This window comes from Halomonas ventosae (assembly GCF_004363555.1).
Lineage (GTDB): Bacteria > Pseudomonadota > Gammaproteobacteria > Pseudomonadales > Halomonadaceae > Halomonas > Halomonas ventosae.
The window spans coordinates 77211-95453 of sequence record NZ_SNZJ01000018.1 but is presented as its reverse complement, the minus strand read 5'-3'; the positions used below and the strand labels follow the sequence as shown (position 1 = coordinate 95453).

The following is an 18243-nucleotide window of genomic DNA, read 5'->3' as shown; positions in this document are numbered from 1 at the left end:
TGCATGTCCTCGCGGGAGACGCTCTCGTCATCGGCGAAGCGCAGCTGGTTCTCCAGCAGGATCTTCAGGGTCTTGGGCAGGCGGTCGATGTTGCCAAGCGCCTCGGCGGCCTTCGCCAGGCTGTGGTAGTGATAGGTCGTGCCGCCGGCGTCCAGCGTCTGCAGGGTATCCGGTAGTGACGAGGTGTTCATGGTGTCTCCTTTCGTTGCGCGGGCCGGCGACGCTAATGGTCGCCGGCCCGCGGTGAACGTGCATGACAGGACTGATTCAGCCAAACAGCCAGGGATCAATCAGGCCGCTCGGGTAGGTCAGGGTCAGGAACTCGGCCATGCCAACCAGAAAGACCGTGACCCCAAGCGCCATAACAGCTGCCACCCAAGGCTTGAGCCGGGCAATGGCCAGCAGGAAAACGAGGCAGAACAGCGTGGCCGCAGTAATGAAGCCCAGTAGCAACATGGCACCGATCAGGGCAAAGAAGCCCATCAGCCAGAGACCTTGCAGACCGATAGCCTGATGCTCCCAACGAGGCCGGCGAATCACACAGCGGATAATCTCCGCTAGACAGGAAAGGGCCAAGATCACGATGGCCAGCCGCGGCATGATGCCACCGATCAAGGTCAGGTCGGCGACATCCACCCAGGCGATGACCGCGGTACCCAGCAGTGCGGCGAAGAGCACCACATCAATGACGCCCAAGGTGGGAGGCTCGGCTTTTTGGGTGGCCGCCGCGCCCACGGAGATCGCTTCCCGGCGCTTGCGCCACGCGGCAGTGATCATGGGAATGAACATGGCGCCGAGGATCAGAGCACCGATGATCAATACGCCGGGGCGCATGAAGGCGTCCGTGCCCTGGAACTGCACCGCCTGATAGAAGTACCCCTCCGCTCCCGGAGCCAGCACGAAACCGATCAGGAAGGCGGGACGCGACCAGTTCGCCTGCTTGAACAAGACCCCCAAGATGCCGACTGCCCCTAGGGCGAGCAGGTCACCCGTGGAACGCGTGGCCTGAAAGGCGGCGAACATGATCAGCACCGTGATCAAGGGGGCCAGCGTGGCGAAGGGGACCCGGGTCAGACTGGCCACGGGGCGAGCCAGCACCAGGCATAGCGCGGCCCCCAAGATGTTGGCCAGGGCCAGCGACCAGATGATGGTATAGGTCAGGTCGAGGTGAGTCTCAATCATGCCGACGCCAGGCTGCAATCCGAGCAACAACAGTCCACCCAGGAAGACCGCGGCCGTACCCGAGCCGGGCACGCCGAACAACAGGGTCGGGACCATGGCACCGCAGGCGCAGGCATTATTGGCGGATTCGGGGGCGATCACCCCGCGGATATCCCCCTTACCAAACTGGGACTTGTCCTTGGCACTTTGCACCGCATGGCCATAGGTGAGCCAATCGACCACCGAGCCGGCCAGGCCCGGGATGGTGCCGATCAGGCTGCCGATAGCAGCACAGCGCGCAACGAGACCACGTTGCTCACGAACATCGCGGATGCCTTGCCGCCAGCCCTCGCCAAGCTTGCAAGGCTCTTCGGCGATGGCACCTCGCTTGACCAGCAGATCGACAATCTCCGGGAGTGCGAAGATACCGAGCCCCACCACCACCAGCGGCAGACCATCGTAGAGATAACCGAGCCCGAAGTTCATTCGGAATTCGCCGGTGGCCGGCGCCATGCCGATGGCACCTACCAACAGGCCCAGGCCACAGGCGGCCAGTCCTTTGAAGAGGTCGCGCCCGGAGAGCACAGCCACCATCGACAGGCCGAGCAGGGTCAGCATGAATAGCTCGGAAGAAGAGAACGACAGCACCAGGGGGCGCGCGATCAGGATGAAGCCGGTCAGCACAATGGCACCGATGAGGCCCCCGATCATCGAGGACAGGAAAGCGCTGGACAGTGCGCGTGCCGCCTGGCCGCGCTTGGCCAGCGAGAAGCCATCGATGACGGTCGCCTGGGAAGCGCTGGAACCGGGAATACCCAACAGCACCGAGGCAAAGGTATCGCCGGTGGGAATCACGGCAACCAGGCCCATCAGCATGCCAAGGGCGACGGTCGGTTCCATGCCATAGAGGAAGGGCAGCAGCAGCGACATCCCTGCGATGCCCCCGAGGCCGGGTATGATGCCGACCACGAGGCCAACCAGCACGCCTAGGACCATGAAGAGCAGATGGGAGAAGGTAAAAAGCTGTCCCAGACTGGAGAGAAAAATATCGAGCATGGCGTCTGGCTCTTATGTTGTGTGATCAGGGGGAGCTGGGGCTGCCGGCCCCCAAAGGGCCGGCACATCCCTCTGCGCGTTAGATCTTGGCGCCGTGCTCCGACTCCAGCCAATCGGCCAGCCAGTCGCGGGTGGCGTCATCGATGGACATGGCATCATCAAGGTGACGCTGTGCAGCATCGCCGATAACCGGCGTGTATGGCCCCAGTTGGGCGGCTGCCGCCTCCTTGAAGGCTTCGGTGCCCACGAAGTCCCGGGCTGTCTGACGATAGGTATCGATCAGGGCTTGCGGAGTGTCCTTGGGGACCATAATCAGCTTTTGAAGGGAATAGCCGGAGGCAAAGAACTTGCGGAACGCCTCGTAGGCGTTACCTGACGGTGCCTCGCCATGCCGAGCCTGATAGACCTCATTGAAGGTAGGCAGCTCAGGGAAAGCAGGGTCACGGACAATCTTTCCTTCGTCGTTCAGCGCGCCAAGCGAGAAGAGCGGCACTGCCTTGCCAGCATCCACCAGCGGCTCAACGTTGCTCAGGTAAGCGGAAGTGGTCTGGAAGTCGATATCGGCTTCGCCACGCTCAAATGCCAGGCGACCCTCACCCCGACTCCGCATGCCGAAGACGGCCTGCACGTCGGCGCCCAGCATGTCCAAGGCGATCAAGACCGGTAACTCAAGGCCAGTGGGGTTCTGCGCTGCCAGTTTGACCGGCTGTTGCAGCAGGGCGTCCAGCGCTTTATCGGCCGTTTCACCGAGGCTGGGTTGGGCATAAACCACTCCCCCCGTTGGTGTGGCTAGAATGGGGGTCCAGTCGCTGTAGTCATATCGAACGCGAGGATCGTTAAGCATGGCCGGATACTGTGTTGAGGCCGAGGTACCTAACCAGTCACTACCATCCGACTTGGCACGCACGGCGAACAGGTTAGCACCGTTGATGGAGCCGCCACCGGGTACGTTATCGATCATAATGGTCGGCTCCCCCGGTAGAGACTCGCTGAGCCAGGGGGAGAAGAAACGTGCCCAGACATCCGTACCACCGCCGACACCAAATGGAATGGTCCATTTGATGTTACCGGGCACCTCGACGTCCTGAGCCTGGACAGAGCTAGTCAGGCCAAGTCCGGTGATCGCGATCCCGAGCAGCGCGGCGTTCTTAAGCCGACCGAGAGAGAGGTATGAAACTGCAGTCTTTTGAATCATTATGACGTTACTCCTGATGTGTTGTCATTGTCATGGTTAGTGATATGGATCCCAGCGGATATGAGGGTTCAGCTGGCCTTTGATGTCAGCATATCCTGACTGGGGGCAGAAGGAAGTGAGTAGAAGATGGTCCCACTCATGATCTTCCTGGCAGTACGGATGAGGGAAACGCGGGCAATGTCGACAGGATTTCCGTTGCGGTGCTCGACATCCAGCTCGATGAGTCCAGAGGGATGCTCCAGCCTTACCTGTGACAGCTGACCATTGGCCGCCAGTTTTCCCACCTCAACCGCGATTCGGTTTGCCACGGTGCCAGGCACACTGACGGCCGTGGCCACTGCGATGGCGCCCGTAACGGCGATGGCCTTATGACAGCGGTGAGGCACGAAGTAACGGGTGCACAGCGTGTTGGTGTCGTTGGACGGTGCCGATACCAACACGGGCTTGGGCAAGACACTCTGGCTAACATCCCCCAGCCCCATTCGACGTCCGGCCTGGCGACGAATCAGCTCCAGCCGCTCGAGCATGGCGGGATGAGCGTCCAACTCCGAGGGAGACTCCCGGCCGCTGAGACCCAGATCGGCCGCATTGACCATCATGACGGGAGTGGCAGCATCGAGGCAGGTGACCTCGATGCCATCGATCGTGTCGGTGGCTTGCCCTGTCGGCAGCAGCGCGCCCGTCTTGGTACCGATGATATCCAGGAAGCTGAGCTGAATGCCGGCAGCACGCCCTGGTACGCCGCTGATGGTCGTATCGCCCTCGTAGGATACCTGGCCCCCTGGCGTCGGCACGCGACATTCGATCAGGCGCTGGGTATTGAGATTGTGAACGCGGACGACGGTAGTCTCTTCCTGAGGCTCCACTAGGCCCGTCTCGATGGCATACGGCCCCACAGCGGACAGCATGTTGCCGCAGTTCGGATTGAAGTCGACGCGCCGGTTGAGCACATCGACCTGCGCAAACAGATAGTCGACATCCGCCTCGGGATGGGAGGAGCGCTCCACGATGGCTACCTTGCTGGTCAGCGGATCCCCCCCTCCAATGCCATCGATCTGGAGAGCGTGGCCCGATCCCATGAGATTAAGCAGGATCTCGGCTTTCGCAGCCTGGCTGTCGGGAAGGTCCCTCATGCGCAGGAAGGGGCCTCGGGAGGTGCCACCGCGCATGATCATGCAGGGAATGCTGTTCATCATCGTCATGCCATATCGCGTCTGAAAGTTGTGATATGAGCATGTCAGGAGGTATTTGATGCTTCAAATGCAAATGAATAGGTATATAAATGTGAATTTCGCATTAATGTGCTAAAGTAATCAATCGCCACTACTCCATGCAAGAGTGAGGATATGCAACATCGGCTAGAATTTCTTGATCTGCAAGCCTTTATTCAGGTTGCAGAACTGGGCTCCTTCCACGAGGCCGCGCAACGTCTTCACCTCTCTCAGCCGGCACTTTCACGACGCATTCAGAAGCTCGAGGAACTCCTGGAGGTAGAGCTGCTGGAACGAACCACCCGGCGGACGCGGCTGACCCCCATCGGCACGGACTTCCTTCCCCGAGCGAGACGCATGATCGAGGAGTACGAATCGTCGATTCTGGGCATCCGCGAGCTGGCCACGCATCAGAAGGGGACGGTTACCATCGCTTGCATCCCCACCGCGGCCTTTTATTTCCTGCCTAGTGTGATCCGTGGCTTCAGCGAGGCATGGCCGGGGATCCGCATCAGGATCCTCGATGTCAGTGCCAAGGAAGGTCTGGAAAAGGTGATCAGCGGCGAGGCCGACTTCGGTATCAACATGTTCAGCGCCCAGAGTCCGGAAGTCTCCTTCACACCACTATTACGAGATCCCTTTGTCCTGGCACTACGTTCCGACCACCCTCTTGCGGATAAAGGTCGCATCGAGTGGTCGGATCTCGAACAGGTCAGGTTGATAACCGTGAGCCGAGACAGTGGCAACCGGATGCTGCTGGACAATACCCTCTCGGCTGAGGGCATCCGGTTGAATAGTTTCTACGAAGTCCAGCACTTGTCCACCTCCCTTGGCCTTGTCGAATCTGGTCTCGGAGTGGCGATCCTACCCAAAATGACAATGCCCGGCCCCGACCATGACACCCTATGTTCACGTGAGCTGCCTGAACCACGTATTCAGCGCACCATCGGCCTGGTAAGAAGTAATTCGCACAGTATTTCTAGCACCGCCCAGCTGTTTATTGATATGCTCCTCGAACATTGGGGGAGTTCCATATGTCCTTGAAAGATTCTGGGTATAAAAGTGATGGTTAATATCCGACATATAGAATATGTCGGCTAAAGAAGTTTGCCATATCTTAACTCACCTATGTTCGCTCATGGCCGAATGAGGAATGTTAGTCCATGCTTATTAAGGGCGCTAGACAGCTGTCGACCCTAAACGGCTCGTCGGGCACAGCCAGCCTATTTATTGGCATTATATTTTTTGAGCAGATTTAGAGATTATGTCTTACCGTGTTATCTTAGCAAAAATTCTTGATGAAAGGTTCGTACAGGACTTCCTTGATGGCAATCTTTTTATGAACACGGATGCGTATTTTTCTCAACTGGATACGACTGATGAGTTAAGGGCTGATGCGCACGAGGGGCTCGATGAAGCGTGGCAGGTTAAAGATATCTCTATCATGGATGATTCAGGGGAGTATGTCCCAATCGGTGGTGTTCAAAATCCAGTAGGCTATCGTTACGGTCAAAAGGCAAATATAAATATTCTTTGCTTGTACATGTTTCGAAACGACAGCTCTTTTGGATTTGATGAGAGAAATATTGGGTTTGGTAATACAGCCATTCTTATTAATGACGCTAAAGAATTCGTAAATCGCCTAAAGGCAGCCTCTAGCTCAGCTGGACGGAGTGTGCTGCAAGGTCCGGTCGAGTATGTTGAGAAAAATACATATCATGGTACCATGGGGCCTTTCCGTAAGTTCTCTGAATATTCTTACCAAAGCGAATTCCGTTTCGTATTGTTTGGTGGGACGGCAGAACCAATAAAATTTCCCATTGGCGACCTGCGAGATATCTGCAATGTCGTTCCATCAAGTGAGCTGCCAAAGCTGGGGATTACTCAATAAAGTCGTGATAAATTGTAAAAATATAACCAGTTGGTGAAGCCGACCGGTACTACGCTGCGCTCCGTTCCAACGGCTTACCCTGTACGTTATATGAGGGCGGTGTGAAGGACTGCTTTTGGCCGATAGCTGCTGTGCGTCATATGATCGTTTTGTTTACGTTCGCCGATCGCCCCTTCACCGCAAGACCAAACTGGGGAGCGACAAAGCCAGGGGGTATCCGTATGGCGTCAGTGAATTAAGGCGGAGAATACGGCCTGGTAACACCGGTTTATCGGGCTTTTAGGGGGGGTAGATTTAGGCCCCACGAGAGGGCAATATGCCTACGTGCAAACCCCAGCCGCCGTTCCTCCCTGTGCGCGGTTGGGTAGTAGCCCGCCTCCAGCCAAGAGGCGCATCCTTGTAAGACCCTGCCTCCCCCCTGGTCTCGAGCTCCGAGACCAGGGGGGATCTCTTTGTGCAGGTAGCAACCATCACGCTTCGATGGCGGGCAGCCGGTCAGGGAGCTTCATGAGCGCATCCCACGGCATCGGCTTGGCAAAGAGATAGCCTTGCAGCAGGTCGCATTGCCTTTGCACCAGATCCTCTTGCTGCGCGCGCTCCTCGATACCCTCCGCTACCACCACCAGGTCCATGTGATGCGCCATGGTGATGATGCCCTGGACGATGGCGGCATTGCTTCGGCTGGTGAGGACGTCACGGATGAAGGCACGATCCAGCTTGATCTTGTGGATCGGCAGGTCGCGCAGGTAGCTGAGGCTGGAGAAGCCGGTGCCGAAGTCGTCGATGGCGACCGTGATGCTCATCCCGCGAAGAGTGTCGATCATCTCGATTGCCTGCTCGGCGCCGCCCAGCAGGATGCTTTCGGTCATCTCCAGCTCGAGGAGCTCGGGGGGGAGCCCTGTCTCGTCCAGGATGGCCTGCACTTCCTCGAGGAAGCCGTCACGACGGAACTGCAGCGACGAGATATTGACGGCGACCGGGAACACTCGCTCTCCCTTGGCCCGTATGTTGGCGAGATGCTGGCAGGCCTGCTGCAGCACCCAGCGGCCGAGGGGAATGATCTGCCCGGTCTGTTCGGCGATGGGGATGAAGACGCCAGGCGACACCATGCCTTGCGTGGGGTGGTGCCAGCGGACGAGCGCCTCGAGGCTGCGGATGTGGCCGCTGACGCCATCGACGATGGGTTGGTAGTAGAGCTCAAACTGGTTGTCACGCAGAGCGGTCTGGAGGTCATGTCGCAGCAGCACGTGTTCACTGGTGTGCTGCTTACCTTGGCCCTGGTACCACTGCCAGGTGTTACGTCCTTGCCGTTTCGCCAGTTCCACGGCCAGGCCGGCATTCTGCAGCAGCTCGAGGGGGTGCTGAACCGCGTCATCGCTGCAGGTGATCCCGATGCTGGTACTGATGTGGAGGGCCTGCCCGTCGACCTCGAACGAATGCTCGAAGGCGGCGAGGACACGCTCGGCCGCGGCGGCCGCCTCGTCACGGTTTGTCAGGTCCGGCATCAGGAAGGCGAACTCGTCACCGGTAAGGCGCGCCAAGGTATCGAAGGGGCCCAGCAGCTGACGTAGGCGCATGACAATGGTGGCCAGCAACTGGTTGCCGACCCGGTACCCCAGGCCATCATTGATGGTCTTGAAGCCGTCCAGGTCGAGGTGCATCACCGTCAGGAGGCGCCGATTCTGTTGGCTCCACCGGTAGTCCTGCTCGAGGCGGTCATCCAGGGCGGTGCGATTGGGCAGGCCGGTGAGCAGGTCATGGGTGGCCTGGTAGGCGATCTTGGCCTCCTGGCGGCGCTCTCGGGTGATGTCCTCCTGAATGCCAATGAAGTGGGTGCAGCGGCCCGTCTCATCCATGACAGGACTGATCGCCAGGCGATTCCAGAAAGGCGTGCCGTCCTTGCGATAGTTGAGCAGCGTGACTTGAGCGCTAGTTTTCGTCTGTATGGCCTGGCGTATCGTTGCAATGGCCGCGGGGTCGGTCTTTTCCCCCTGCAGGAAGCGACAGTTCCGACCGAGCACCTCGTCCAAGTCGTATCCTGTCAGCCGGGAGCACGCCTCGTTGGCATAGACCAGCGGCATGTCGCTCCGGGAGGCATCCGCCATCAGCACGCCATTGGGGCTGGCTTCGATGCCTCGCTGGAGCAGGCGAAGTGCGGACTCCTGGCGTTTGCGCGCGGTGATATCTCGGCAGATGCCATAGACACCGACGATCTCGTCCTCGACGGTGACCGGGAAGTTGGTGATCTCGATATGGTAGCTGTGCCCGTCGGCATGAGTCCCCACGGTTTCGTAATGGCGCGACGCGCCATGCCTGGCGGCATCGAAGGCTGCCTGGGTCAAATCACGATAGTTGGGGTCGATGAACTCATTGAAGTGGCGGCCCAGCAGCTCCTTTTCCGCGTATCCGGTGATCTTTTCCAGAGCAGCGTTGCCCCGTTGGAAGCGACCCTCCAGGTCAAATTCATAGACCCCGTCAGGGTGGTTGACGAACAGAGAGCGGTGCCACTCGGCCAGGGTGCGATGGTGGCGACTATCGCGGTCCCTGATGACCGCCAGGGCGATCAGGGCAGCGGCTTGGTGCAGTCGTCGCCGGCTCATCTCGCTGGGTGCGGTGGGCTCGCGGTAATAGGTGCCGAAGGTCCCCAACAGCTCGCCTTGGCTGGTGAGCACCGGGCTCGACCAGCAGGCGCGCAGCCCCTCGGCACGCGCCGCGCTGCGAAACGCCTCCCAGCGACGGTCCGTCTGGATGTCTTCCGTGATGACCTGCCGGCGCCGATAGGCCGCCTCACCGAAGGAGGCCACGCCTTCCCCAATGGGGACATCCTGGAGCCGTTCGTAATAGGCCCGCGAGAAGCGTTGGCTGGGGGACAGACTGAGGGTGCAGCGTGCTGAATCGAAGCGCATGAAAGCCACGATGGCACCTGGCAGCTGAATGCCAATCCAGTGAGCGATAGCGTCCAGCGTTGTCTCGAGAGGGGCCTGTTGGGCGATCAATTCATGAATGTCCTGCTGCGCCTCCAGCAGGGTGAGGTCGTCGGTCACGCACATGCCTCCATTGGTCTCCTCCTTGTAGTTGTTAGGAGGCTGATAAGTCCAGCGAATACTGAACAATCCAAGCAGGCTAGGCAAGAGAGCTATCGGCAGTCAAGGAAAAGCCCCCAACCTCCTGACGAACAATGAAATCATCAATAAAAGCGCGGCCTTGTTATCACGCCCTAGCGTGGCCGTGCTGCTTGAAGCCCATATAAATAAAATGATCGTATTTTCCAAATCTAACGTCAGTTGGGTATTATCGCCTTTCTCAGCTCCTGGGGCCTCTCCAGGCGCTCTTGCGGCATCATCGCCTGCTGTGCTCATTTCGGCAGGATATGGACTGCACGACGGACGTTCCAGAGGGCGCATATACGATACCCCCGTGGAAATGATTGAGAAGTGCACTCGGCAGGAAGAGGTCGCCGCTACCCGCATGGCACGATAGCCCCTTTCCAGATTCAGCCAAAGCCCCGATGCTTCGCCACCCTGGTCAATCCCTGAATCCACTCTCTGGAGATCGCGCATGCCCAGTACCCATTACAGTGATGCGGAAATCGCCGCTGCACTCGAAGCCTGTGCCCGTGAACCAGTGCATATCCCTGGTGCTATCCAGCCGATGGGCTGTCTAGTAAGGCTGGACTCTGACATGAGCCGGATTCGCCAGGTGAGCGCCAATATCGAGAATATCCTGGGTATCAGCGTGGCGGATGCACTGGCCGGCGAGGCCAGGATGGTACTGGGCGATGAGTTGATGGATCTCCTGGCCTCAGAACGGGTGAAGCAGGATAAATCGGCGACCGTTCTCACCGCCCAGCGCGAGGTGCAGGGCGAACGACGCCGCTATCATGTGGTGGCCTATCCCAGTGGCGACGACGCTTTCGTCGTGGAGCTGGAAGACCAGATGTACCCGGAGGGACATCGCCTGCTGGACAAGGTAAACGACTGGCTGGCCGAAGTGAGGCAAATCGACGACGCCGATACGCTCCTCGATGCCCTGACACAGTGGGCACAGGAGCTCACCGGCCTCGAGCGGGTGATGGTCTATCGTTTCGATGAGCAGTGGAACGGCCAGGTGATCGCCGAAACCCGTCTGGCCGCGGCGGAGAGCTTCCTCGATCACTACTTCCCGGCCAGTGACATTCCCGCCCAGGTACGCCGACTCTATGACATGAACAGGGTGCGCAGCATTCCCGATGCTTCGGCTCCGGCGATTCCTCTGGTGCCGCCCGATGTCCCTGGCGAGGCAGCGCCACTGGATATGTCACAAGGTGTGCTGCGCGCCGTCGCACCGATTCACCAGGAGTACCTCACCAACATGGGAGTCGGCGCTTCGCTGTCGATAGCCATGCACGAGGGGGAGAAGCTCTGGGGCCTGCTGGCCTGTCATGGCCTGGAACCCAGGCCACTGGAGGCCGACCTGCGTGATGCGCTGTGTGTCCTGGTACAGATCGCCATGTCACAGCTGAGGGTATTGCGCACTCAAGCTGACACCCGCCTGCTTCACGATATCCACGACAGCAACGAGATTCTCTCCGATGAGATGGGACGCCCTCTCGGGCCGGAGGGCATGATCCAGCGTCACGGCGCACAATGGCTCGAACTACTAGATGCCGCAGGTATTGCCCTCGTCACCGGGGAAGAGAGCAGTGGCCTGGGAACCCTGCCCGCCGAGAAGAACCTGGTCGCCATGGCCGGCTGGCTGAGCCGCCACCAGCAGCACGATACTCCCTGGCACACCCAGGCATTGGCAACGACCCCCCTGGCGCCCTGGCAGGAAGGCGATCTCTGCGGCTTGCTCGCCGTAGCGCTGCCGACCGAGTCGAACCATTGGCTGATGCTGTTTCGCCGCGAACAGCGACACAGCAGGCGTTGGGCTGGCAAGCCCGAGGATACCCCCATGATGCGGGATGGGAAGCTGGTTCTGACGCCACGCAGGTCCTTTGCCCAGTGGCAGGATGAAGTCAGGGGGGTTAGTCGGGCCTGGCGCGCCATCGAGTGCCGTGCCTTCGGGGACCTCGCCAAGACCCTGGCCGTCTTGACGTCCAGCCACGAGATCGCCCAGCTCAACGAAAAGCTTCATCATGCCAACCGCAAGCTCAAGAGCCTGGCCTACAGTGACGGCCTGACCGGCACCTGGAACCGCTACCGCATGGAGCAGGCGATCGACGCTGAGCTCAATGCCGCCGAACGTCACAACCGTCCCTTCGCCGTGCTGCTGTTCGACATCGATCACTTCAAGTGCTTCAACGATACCCACGGGCATGAGGCCGGCGATGAGGTGTTGGTGGCGCTATGCAGTGTCCTGCAGGGCATCCTGCGCCCCACCGACAACCTGGGCCGCTGGGGCGGCGAGGAGTTCATCGTGCTGGTCAGTGACTGCGACGCGGTCGGCGGCATGCATCTCGCCGAACGGCTCAGGCAGAGCACCGCGGCACTAGACCTGGGCAACCTGGGCAGCGTGACCATCAGCATTGGCGTGGCCGCCTGGCGCCCCGGTGAAAGCCTGAAAACCTTGATCGCCCGAGCCGACCAGGCGATGTACCGAGCCAAGGAAAGTGGCCGTAACCGGGTGATAGCCGAAGCGTCGAGTATCACATCGCCTCCCCCTTGATTCGCATCATGACAACCCCCGTCCAGCATCCATGCATGCAAAAGGCCACTCATCAACGGATCGGTGCCCCTTGGTATGACCACTCGTTCAGTGCATCGGCATGGCCGTCGCTTGGATCATGCAAGAACAGGATAATGGCCCTTCTTTTGCTGTCGTTTTGCAGCCCTTGTGCCATTTCCTCCATGGCTGGAATCTTTATGTAAAGAAACCAAGGGTTGTTTACGAAAGGCGCACTTACCGTGCTGAACTGGTGAATCCAGCTAAATCGCCCGCTCTTGGCCGGCAAAAGCTGCCCTGCCCACCCAATATCTGGTAGGCAGGGTTGCGTACTTTAATCTTCTGTTCTTACCAGCCAGCTCTCTACAGTGTCGGCACCGAATTCTTCTTTCCACGCTTTCAGCGTCTTCTGGTTACCGCCACGAGTCTCGACAACCTCACCCGTGTTCGGGTTCTTGTAGATCTTCAGCTTGCGCTTGGCCCGGCCTGTGCTTTTTGTGCTGCTTGAGGTCTTGTTGGCAGTAGGCGTCGGGTTGAGCAGACTGATGACGTCGGCTGCCGACTTGTCGAACTCCCGCATCAGAGTTTCGAGGTGGTTCTTGAAGTCCAGCTCGGCCTTGAGTCGTTCGTCATCTTTCAGCCTGTCCAGCTCCTCCTGAAGCTGCTTGAGCTGCTGTTCTTTTTCCACGTACGTATTGAGTAGGGACATTGTGGCTCCTGACGTTTCTATGAATGACGCGTGCAATATGGGGCAGTCATCAGAAATATTCAATTGATTATCTCACCTAACAATCCATAAATATAATTAATTTCTTTTTTGAACACATGGCGAGCGTGCCATTCTGTGCTGACAATGGGTGCCATGTGTTCATAGCCTTGGTAATACTGACCCCGTGGCCAGAGTTTGAAATGTAGGGGGAGGAGGCATGACATTACTGCTATTCGTAGCCGGTCTGCTGCTACTGATCCTCGGTGCAGAGGGACTGGTCAGGGGCGCCACGCGGCTGGCCACCCGCGTCGGCATGTCGCCGCTGATCATCGGCCTGACGGTGGTGGCCTTCGGCACCAGCTCGCCGGAGCTGGCGGTGAGCCTCAAGGCGGCCCTTGATGACCAGGCAGGCATCGCCATCGGCAACGTGGTGGGCAGCAACATCTTCAACGTGCTGTTCATCCTGGGCGTGTCGGCGCTGATCGTCCCGTTGGTGGTGGCGCAGCAGCTGATCCGCTTCGACATCCCGTTGATGGTGGGGCTGTCCCTGGCCGTGCTGCTGTTGGCGATGGATGGCGGGGTCAGTCGCCTCGACGGTGGGCTGCTGGTCGCCGGTCTGGGCGGCTACCTGGTGTTCCTGTTCCGCCAGAACGCCAAGGCGCCCTCGGCGGAGTCGGCGCCGGAGGGTGAGTCGGCCCCTGCCTCCCTGGGCATCAACCTGCTCTACGTGGGGGTCGGCCTGGCCATGCTGGTGCTGGGCTCGCGCTGGCTGGTGGAGGGGGCGGTGAGCTTCGCCCAGGCGCTGGGGGTCAGCGAGCAGGTAATCGGCCTGACCATCATCGCCGCCGGCACCTCGCTGCCCGAGGTGGTGACCTCGATCATCGCCGCGCTGCGCGGCGAGCGGGATATTGCCGTGGGCAACGTGGTGGGCAGCAACGTCTTCAATATCCTCGGCGTGCTGGGGCTCACGGGCTTGCTAGCCCCCTCGGGCATCGCCGTCTCCGACGCCATGCTGGGGTTCGATATCCCGGTGATGATCGTCGTTGCCCTGGCCTGCCTGCCGATCTGCTTCACCGGCGGGGTGATCAACCGCTGGGAAGGTGGCGTGCTGCTGGCCTACTATCTGGCCTACACCCTCTACCTGATCCTGGCGGCTACCCAGCACGACGCTCTGCAGGCTTTCAGCGCCAGCCTGATCTATTTCGCCCTGCCCCTGACGGCGCTGACACTGGTCGTGCTGGCGATGCAGGATCATCGTAGAAGAAGGCGGCCATGATCTGTGACCAATGCTGTGACCGTTCAGGGCCAACGGTCAATCAGCAAAGCCGCATATGGATGGGCTCCAGTGAAAGGTGGTCACAGCGTGGTCACAGGATGGTCACAGACACAAAAAAGGACCTACGGCATCACCGTAAGTCCTTGAATTCGTGGCGCGCCCGGCAGGATTCGAACCTGCGACCCTCGGCTTCGGAGGCCGATACTCTATCCAACTGAGCTACGGGCGCACATGCCTGGCGGTGGGTGCCAAGCGGTCGACATCGTACCCGCCAGCCCCGCCGCTGTCCAGCGGCCATCCCGTGCTCCCCCGGCCATGGGTTGAGCCGCGACATTTTCCAGGCGTAGGTGATGCCGGTATACTGGCGAGCACTTATGCGCGCCATGGTGTCCACCGGCTGACGTGATGCCGAGCGTGATTCCGATGACAGGACCGTCGAGAGGTGGTGAGAGTGAAATCCAGCAAGCTGATCATGGGGTGTCTGGCCACCCTGGGCCTGACCGCAGGTATCGCCGTTGCACAGGACGACGCGGAGCGCGAGGCCATCGCCGAACGCCTGAAGCCGGTCGGGGAACTCTGCCTGCAGGGCGAGGACTGCGGTACCGCCATGGCAGCCAGCAGCGGAGGCGGTGATACCTCGAGTGATGGCGGCAGCGTGGACGGCGAGGGCATCTACAACAATGTCTGCATGGCCTGCCACGAGACCGGCGCCGCCGGCGCCCCGGTGCGCGGCGACGAGGCCGGCTGGTCCGAGCGCACCGGCAAGGGCTTCGAGACCCTGCTGAGTCATGCCGTCAACGGATTCAACGCCATGCCGGCCCGCGGCGGCAACCCCAACCTCTCCGATGCCGAGGTCGAGGCGGCAGTGGCCTACCTGGTCGAGCCGGTGATGGACGTGCCGGAGCTGGGTGGTGACACCGGTGCCAGCGGCGACGAGGAAGCGGCAGCCTCCGGTGAAGAGCAAGCCGCCGCCGATGCGGAAGATTCCTCCTCCAGCGAAGCGCAAGCTGCTACCGACGGGGAAGATGCCGCCTCCGGCGAGGAGCAAGCCGCCGCCGACGGTGAAGGCGCCGCCTCCGGTGACGAGCCCGCCCATGCCGGCATCGACGGCGAGGCCATCTACAACAGCGTGTGCATGGCCTGCCACGAGACCGGCGCCGCCGGCGCCCCGGTACGCGGCAACGCCGAGCAGTGGAGCGCGCGCCTGGAGCAGGGCATCGAGACCCTCTATGACCACTCCATCAACGGCTTCAACGCCATGCCGGCCAAGGGCGGCAACCCGAGCCTCTCCGATGACGAGGTGAAGGCCGCCACCGACTATCTGGTCGAGCCGGTGCAGTAAGCTCCCGGTCACGGGAAAGCGTGCGGGGCGCCCTTGAGGCGCCCCGCTTGCGTTGGGTCACTCAATGTATGGATCAGAGCTACCGCGGAGCACTACCTCAGCCCAGCAGTGAGCGAATCCCCGCCAGGGCGTCCTGCCCGCGTGCCTGCTTCTTCTGCGGGTCCTCGCGGTCGGCGCGGCCCTCCCACTCCAGGTCGCCTTCCGGCAACTCGTCGAGGAAGCGGCTGGGCGTGCAGTCCATCAGCTCGCCGTAGGCCTTGCGCTGGCGGGCCAGCGTCAGGGTCAGGGTACGGCGCGCCCGAGTGATGCCCACGTAGGCCAGGCGACGCTCCTCCTCCACGGTGCCCGCCTCGATGGCGTTGCGGTGGGGCAGCAGCTCCTCCTCCAGGCCCATCAGGTAGACATGGGGGAACTCCAGGCCCTTGGAGGCGTGCATGGTCAGCAGCTGGACCCGGTCGGAGTCGTCCTCCTCGGCCTGCTGCTCGAGGATGTCGCGCAGCACCAGCCGCGAGATGGCCGCCTCCACGTCATCGGTCTCGGTCTCCGTGCTCGCCGTGTCCTCGGGGTCACGGTTCATGGACTTCTCGAGCTGGTCGACCAGCACCCAGACGTTGGCCATGCGCCGCTCGGCGATGGTCGGGGCGCTGGCGTTCTGGTAGAGCCAGGCCTCGTAGTCCATCTCGTGCAGCATGCCGCGGATGGCATCGATGGCATCGCCCTGGTCCATGCGCCGCCGGACGCCGTCGATGAAGTGGGTAAACCTCCCCAACCTCTCGACCGCCTTGACCGGCAGCTGCTGCTCCAGGCCCAGCTCGTGGCAGGCGGCGAACAGCGAGATGCTGCGCTCGTTGGCATAGTTGGCCAGCTTCTCCAGGGTGCTGGGGCCGATCTCGCGCCGCGGCACGTTGACGATACGCAGGAAGGCGTTGTCGTCGGCCGGGTTGATCAGCAGCCGCAGGTAGGCCATGGCGTCCTTGATCTCGTTGCGCGAGAAGAAGGAGGTGCCACCGGAGAGCTTGTAGGGGATCTGGTAGTGCTGCAGCTTGAGTTCCAGCAGCCGGGCCTGGAAGTTGCCGCGGTAGAGCACCGCGAAGTCGCGCCACTCGGCGGACTCCTTGATGCGCCGGGTGAGGATCTCGCTGGCCACGCGCTCGGCCTCGGCCTCCTCGTGGCGGTTGACCACCACGCGGATCGCTGCGCCCTCGCCCATCTCCGACCACAGGGTCTTGTCGTAGACGTGGGGGTTGTTGGCAATCAACGTATTGGCGGCGCGCAGGATGGTGCCGGTGGAGCGGTAGTTCTGCTCCAGCTTGATCACCTTGAGACGCGGGAAGTCCTCGCCCAGGGTGACCAGGTTCTCGGGGCGCGCCCCGCGCCAGGCATAGATCGACTGGTCGTCATCGCCCACCACGGTGAAGGTCGAGCGTTCGCCCATCAGCAGCCGCACCAGCAGGTACTGGCTGATGTTGGTGTCCTGGTACTCGTCCACCAGCATGTAGTGGATCTTGCGCCGCCAGCGGGCCAGTGCCTCGGGATCGTCACGCAGCAGCACCACCGGCAGCAGGATCAGGTCGTCGAAGTCCACGGCATTGTAGGCCTTGAGGTGGCGCACATAGGCCTCATAGACCCGCGCAGCGTACTGCTCGTCGTCGTCCGCGGCATGCGAGAGGGCCTGGCCGGGCAGCACCAGGTCATTCTTCCACTGGGAGATCTGGTGCTGCACGGCGTTGATCTGGTCGGCGTCGACCTGGGCATCCTTGTTCATCAGGTCGCGCAGCAGCGCCTTGGCATCCTCCGGGTCGAAGAGCGAGAAGCCGGGCCGGTAGCCCAGCGCCTTGAGCTCGCCGCGGATGATGTTGAGCCCCAGGGTATGGAAGGTGGAGACGGTCAGCCCGTGCCCCTCCTTGCCCTTGAGCATGCTCCCCACGCGCTCCTTCATTTCCCGGGCGGCCTTGTTGGTAAAGGTCACCGCGGCGATGCGCCGGGCGCTCATGCCGCACTCCTGCACCAGGTAGGCGATCTTGGTGGTGATCACGCTGGTCTTGCCGGAGCCCGCCCCGGCCAGCACCAGGCAGGGGCCGTCGATGTAGCGCACGGCCTCCTGCTGGCGGGGATTGAGGCCGGCGAGCCGGCTGGCGATGGTCGGTGACATCAGCGATTCCTTGCAGGCTCGGGGTCGTCGCGCTCCGGCAAGCCGGCCCCCGGAAGGCTGGACCCCACGAATTCCAGCTGGCGCCAGGCCTCGAAGACCACCACGGCACAGGCGTTGGAGAGGTTCAGGCTGCGGCTCTCTGCCAGCATGGGAATGCGCAGGCGCCGGGCCTCGGGCAGGGCATCCAGCAGCGCCTGGGGCAGGCCGCGAGTCTCGGGGCCGAACACCAGGGCATCCCCATCGCGATAGGCCGGTTCATGGTAGCCGGTGCGCCCGCGGGTCGAGACGGCGAAGACCCGATCCGGGGCCACCGCTGCCAGGAAGGTTGCCCAGTCGGCATGGGTCCTGACCCGCGCCCACTCGTGGTAGTCGAGCCCCGCACGGCGCAACCGCTTGTCGTCCAGCACAAAGCCCAGCGGCTCGATCAGGTGCAGCCGAAACCCGGTGTTCGCACAGAGGCGGATCAGGTTGCCGGTGTTGGGGGGAATCTCGGGCTGGTAGAGCACCACGTCGAGCATCAACGACTCCTGATATGAAGGGCGCGCAACGCACTCGGGCCCCGTGCGGGGCCCGAGGGACGATCGCCAAGCGCCTACCGCTCGCCACG

13 protein-coding genes and 1 tRNA gene are annotated in these 18243 nt (G+C 61.3%); 5 read left to right on the top strand and 9 right to left on the bottom strand.

The features are described 5' to 3' along the window. The 4 genes from DFP85_RS14750 to DFP85_RS14735 form a co-directional block, all read right to left on the bottom strand. A partial coding sequence (locus DFP85_RS14750) for a hypothetical protein (protein WP_133637199.1) occupies positions 1–191 on the bottom strand: 191 nt, incomplete at its 3' end. A 76-nt stretch (positions 192–267) separates the two neighbouring features. Next, a complete protein-coding gene (locus DFP85_RS14745) occupies positions 268–2217 on the bottom strand; it encodes a tripartite tricarboxylate transporter permease (protein ID WP_133637198.1) in 1950 nt (649 codons plus the stop codon). 79 nt (positions 2218–2296) lie between these two features. Next, positions 2297–3412: a type 2 periplasmic-binding domain-containing protein gene (locus DFP85_RS14740; RefSeq protein ID WP_243737311.1), complete on the bottom strand. Its 1116-nt coding sequence runs from the start codon at positions 3410–3412 to the stop codon at positions 2297–2299. Positions 3413–3480: 68 nt separating this feature from the next. After that, positions 3481–4614 carry a 4-oxalomesaconate tautomerase gene (locus DFP85_RS14735; protein ID WP_208108516.1) on the bottom strand — a complete coding sequence of 378 codons (1134 nt, stop codon included), beginning with the start codon at positions 4612–4614 and terminating at the stop codon, positions 3481–3483. A gap of 144 nt (positions 4615–4758) precedes the next feature. Between DFP85_RS14735 and DFP85_RS14730 the strand changes: the two genes are divergently transcribed. Together DFP85_RS14730 and DFP85_RS14725 are read left to right on the top strand one after the other, a co-directional pair. After that, positions 4759–5667 (top strand): LysR family transcriptional regulator, encoded by a 909-nt coding sequence (locus tag DFP85_RS14730; RefSeq protein ID WP_133637196.1) that lies wholly within the window; start codon positions 4759–4761, stop codon positions 5665–5667. Between the two features lie 220 nt (positions 5668–5887). After that, positions 5888–6514 (top strand): hypothetical protein, encoded by a 627-nt coding sequence (locus tag DFP85_RS14725; RefSeq protein WP_133637195.1) that lies wholly within the window; start codon positions 5888–5890, stop codon positions 6512–6514. A gap of 470 nt (positions 6515–6984) precedes the next feature. Here the strand turns inward: DFP85_RS14725 and DFP85_RS14720 are convergent, their stop codons facing one another. Next, complete coding sequence (locus tag DFP85_RS14720; protein WP_243737310.1) at positions 6985–9645, bottom strand: EAL domain-containing protein; 2661 nt, start codon at positions 9643–9645, stop codon at positions 6985–6987. Between the two features lie 427 nt (positions 9646–10072). On the opposite strand from DFP85_RS14720, the gene DFP85_RS14715 reads away from it, so the two are divergent. Beyond that, complete coding sequence (locus DFP85_RS14715; RefSeq protein ID WP_133637193.1) at positions 10073–12160, top strand: sensor domain-containing diguanylate cyclase; 2088 nt, start codon at positions 10073–10075, stop codon at positions 12158–12160. A 331-nt stretch (positions 12161–12491) separates the two neighbouring features. Here the strand turns inward: DFP85_RS14715 and DFP85_RS14710 are convergent, their stop codons facing one another. Then, positions 12492–12866: a histone-like nucleoid-structuring protein, MvaT/MvaU family gene (locus DFP85_RS14710; RefSeq protein WP_133637192.1), complete on the bottom strand. Its 375-nt coding sequence runs from the start codon at positions 12864–12866 to the stop codon at positions 12492–12494. 217 nt (positions 12867–13083) lie between these two features. On the opposite strand from DFP85_RS14710, the gene DFP85_RS14705 reads away from it, so the two are divergent. Then, positions 13084–14142, top strand: a complete 1059-nt coding sequence (locus tag DFP85_RS14705; protein WP_133637191.1) for a calcium/sodium antiporter — start codon at positions 13084–13086, stop codon at positions 14140–14142. A 152-nt stretch (positions 14143–14294) separates the two neighbouring features. Here the strand turns inward: DFP85_RS14705 and DFP85_RS14700 are convergent. Further along, positions 14295–14371, bottom strand: a tRNA-Arg gene (locus DFP85_RS14700). A gap of 222 nt (positions 14372–14593) precedes the next feature. Between DFP85_RS14700 and DFP85_RS14695 the strand changes: the two genes are divergently transcribed. Continuing rightward, positions 14594–15484 (top strand): c-type cytochrome, encoded by an 891-nt coding sequence (locus DFP85_RS14695; protein WP_243737309.1) that lies wholly within the window; start codon positions 14594–14596, stop codon positions 15482–15484. Between the two features lie 97 nt (positions 15485–15581). Here DFP85_RS14695 and rep read toward each other — a convergent pair whose 3' ends face one another. After that, positions 15582–17636 (bottom strand): DNA helicase Rep, encoded by a 2055-nt coding sequence (rep, locus tag DFP85_RS14690; RefSeq protein ID WP_133637190.1) that lies wholly within the window; start codon positions 17634–17636, stop codon positions 15582–15584. Next, on the bottom strand, positions 17636–18154 hold the full coding sequence (gene trmL, locus DFP85_RS14685) for a tRNA (uridine(34)/cytosine(34)/5-carboxymethylaminomethyluridine(34)-2'-O)-methyltransferase TrmL (protein WP_133637189.1): 519 nt from the start codon (positions 18152–18154) through the stop codon (positions 17636–17638). Before trmL ends, rep begins: the two co-directional genes overlap by 1 nt. Positions 18155–18243 lie beyond the last annotated feature (89 nt).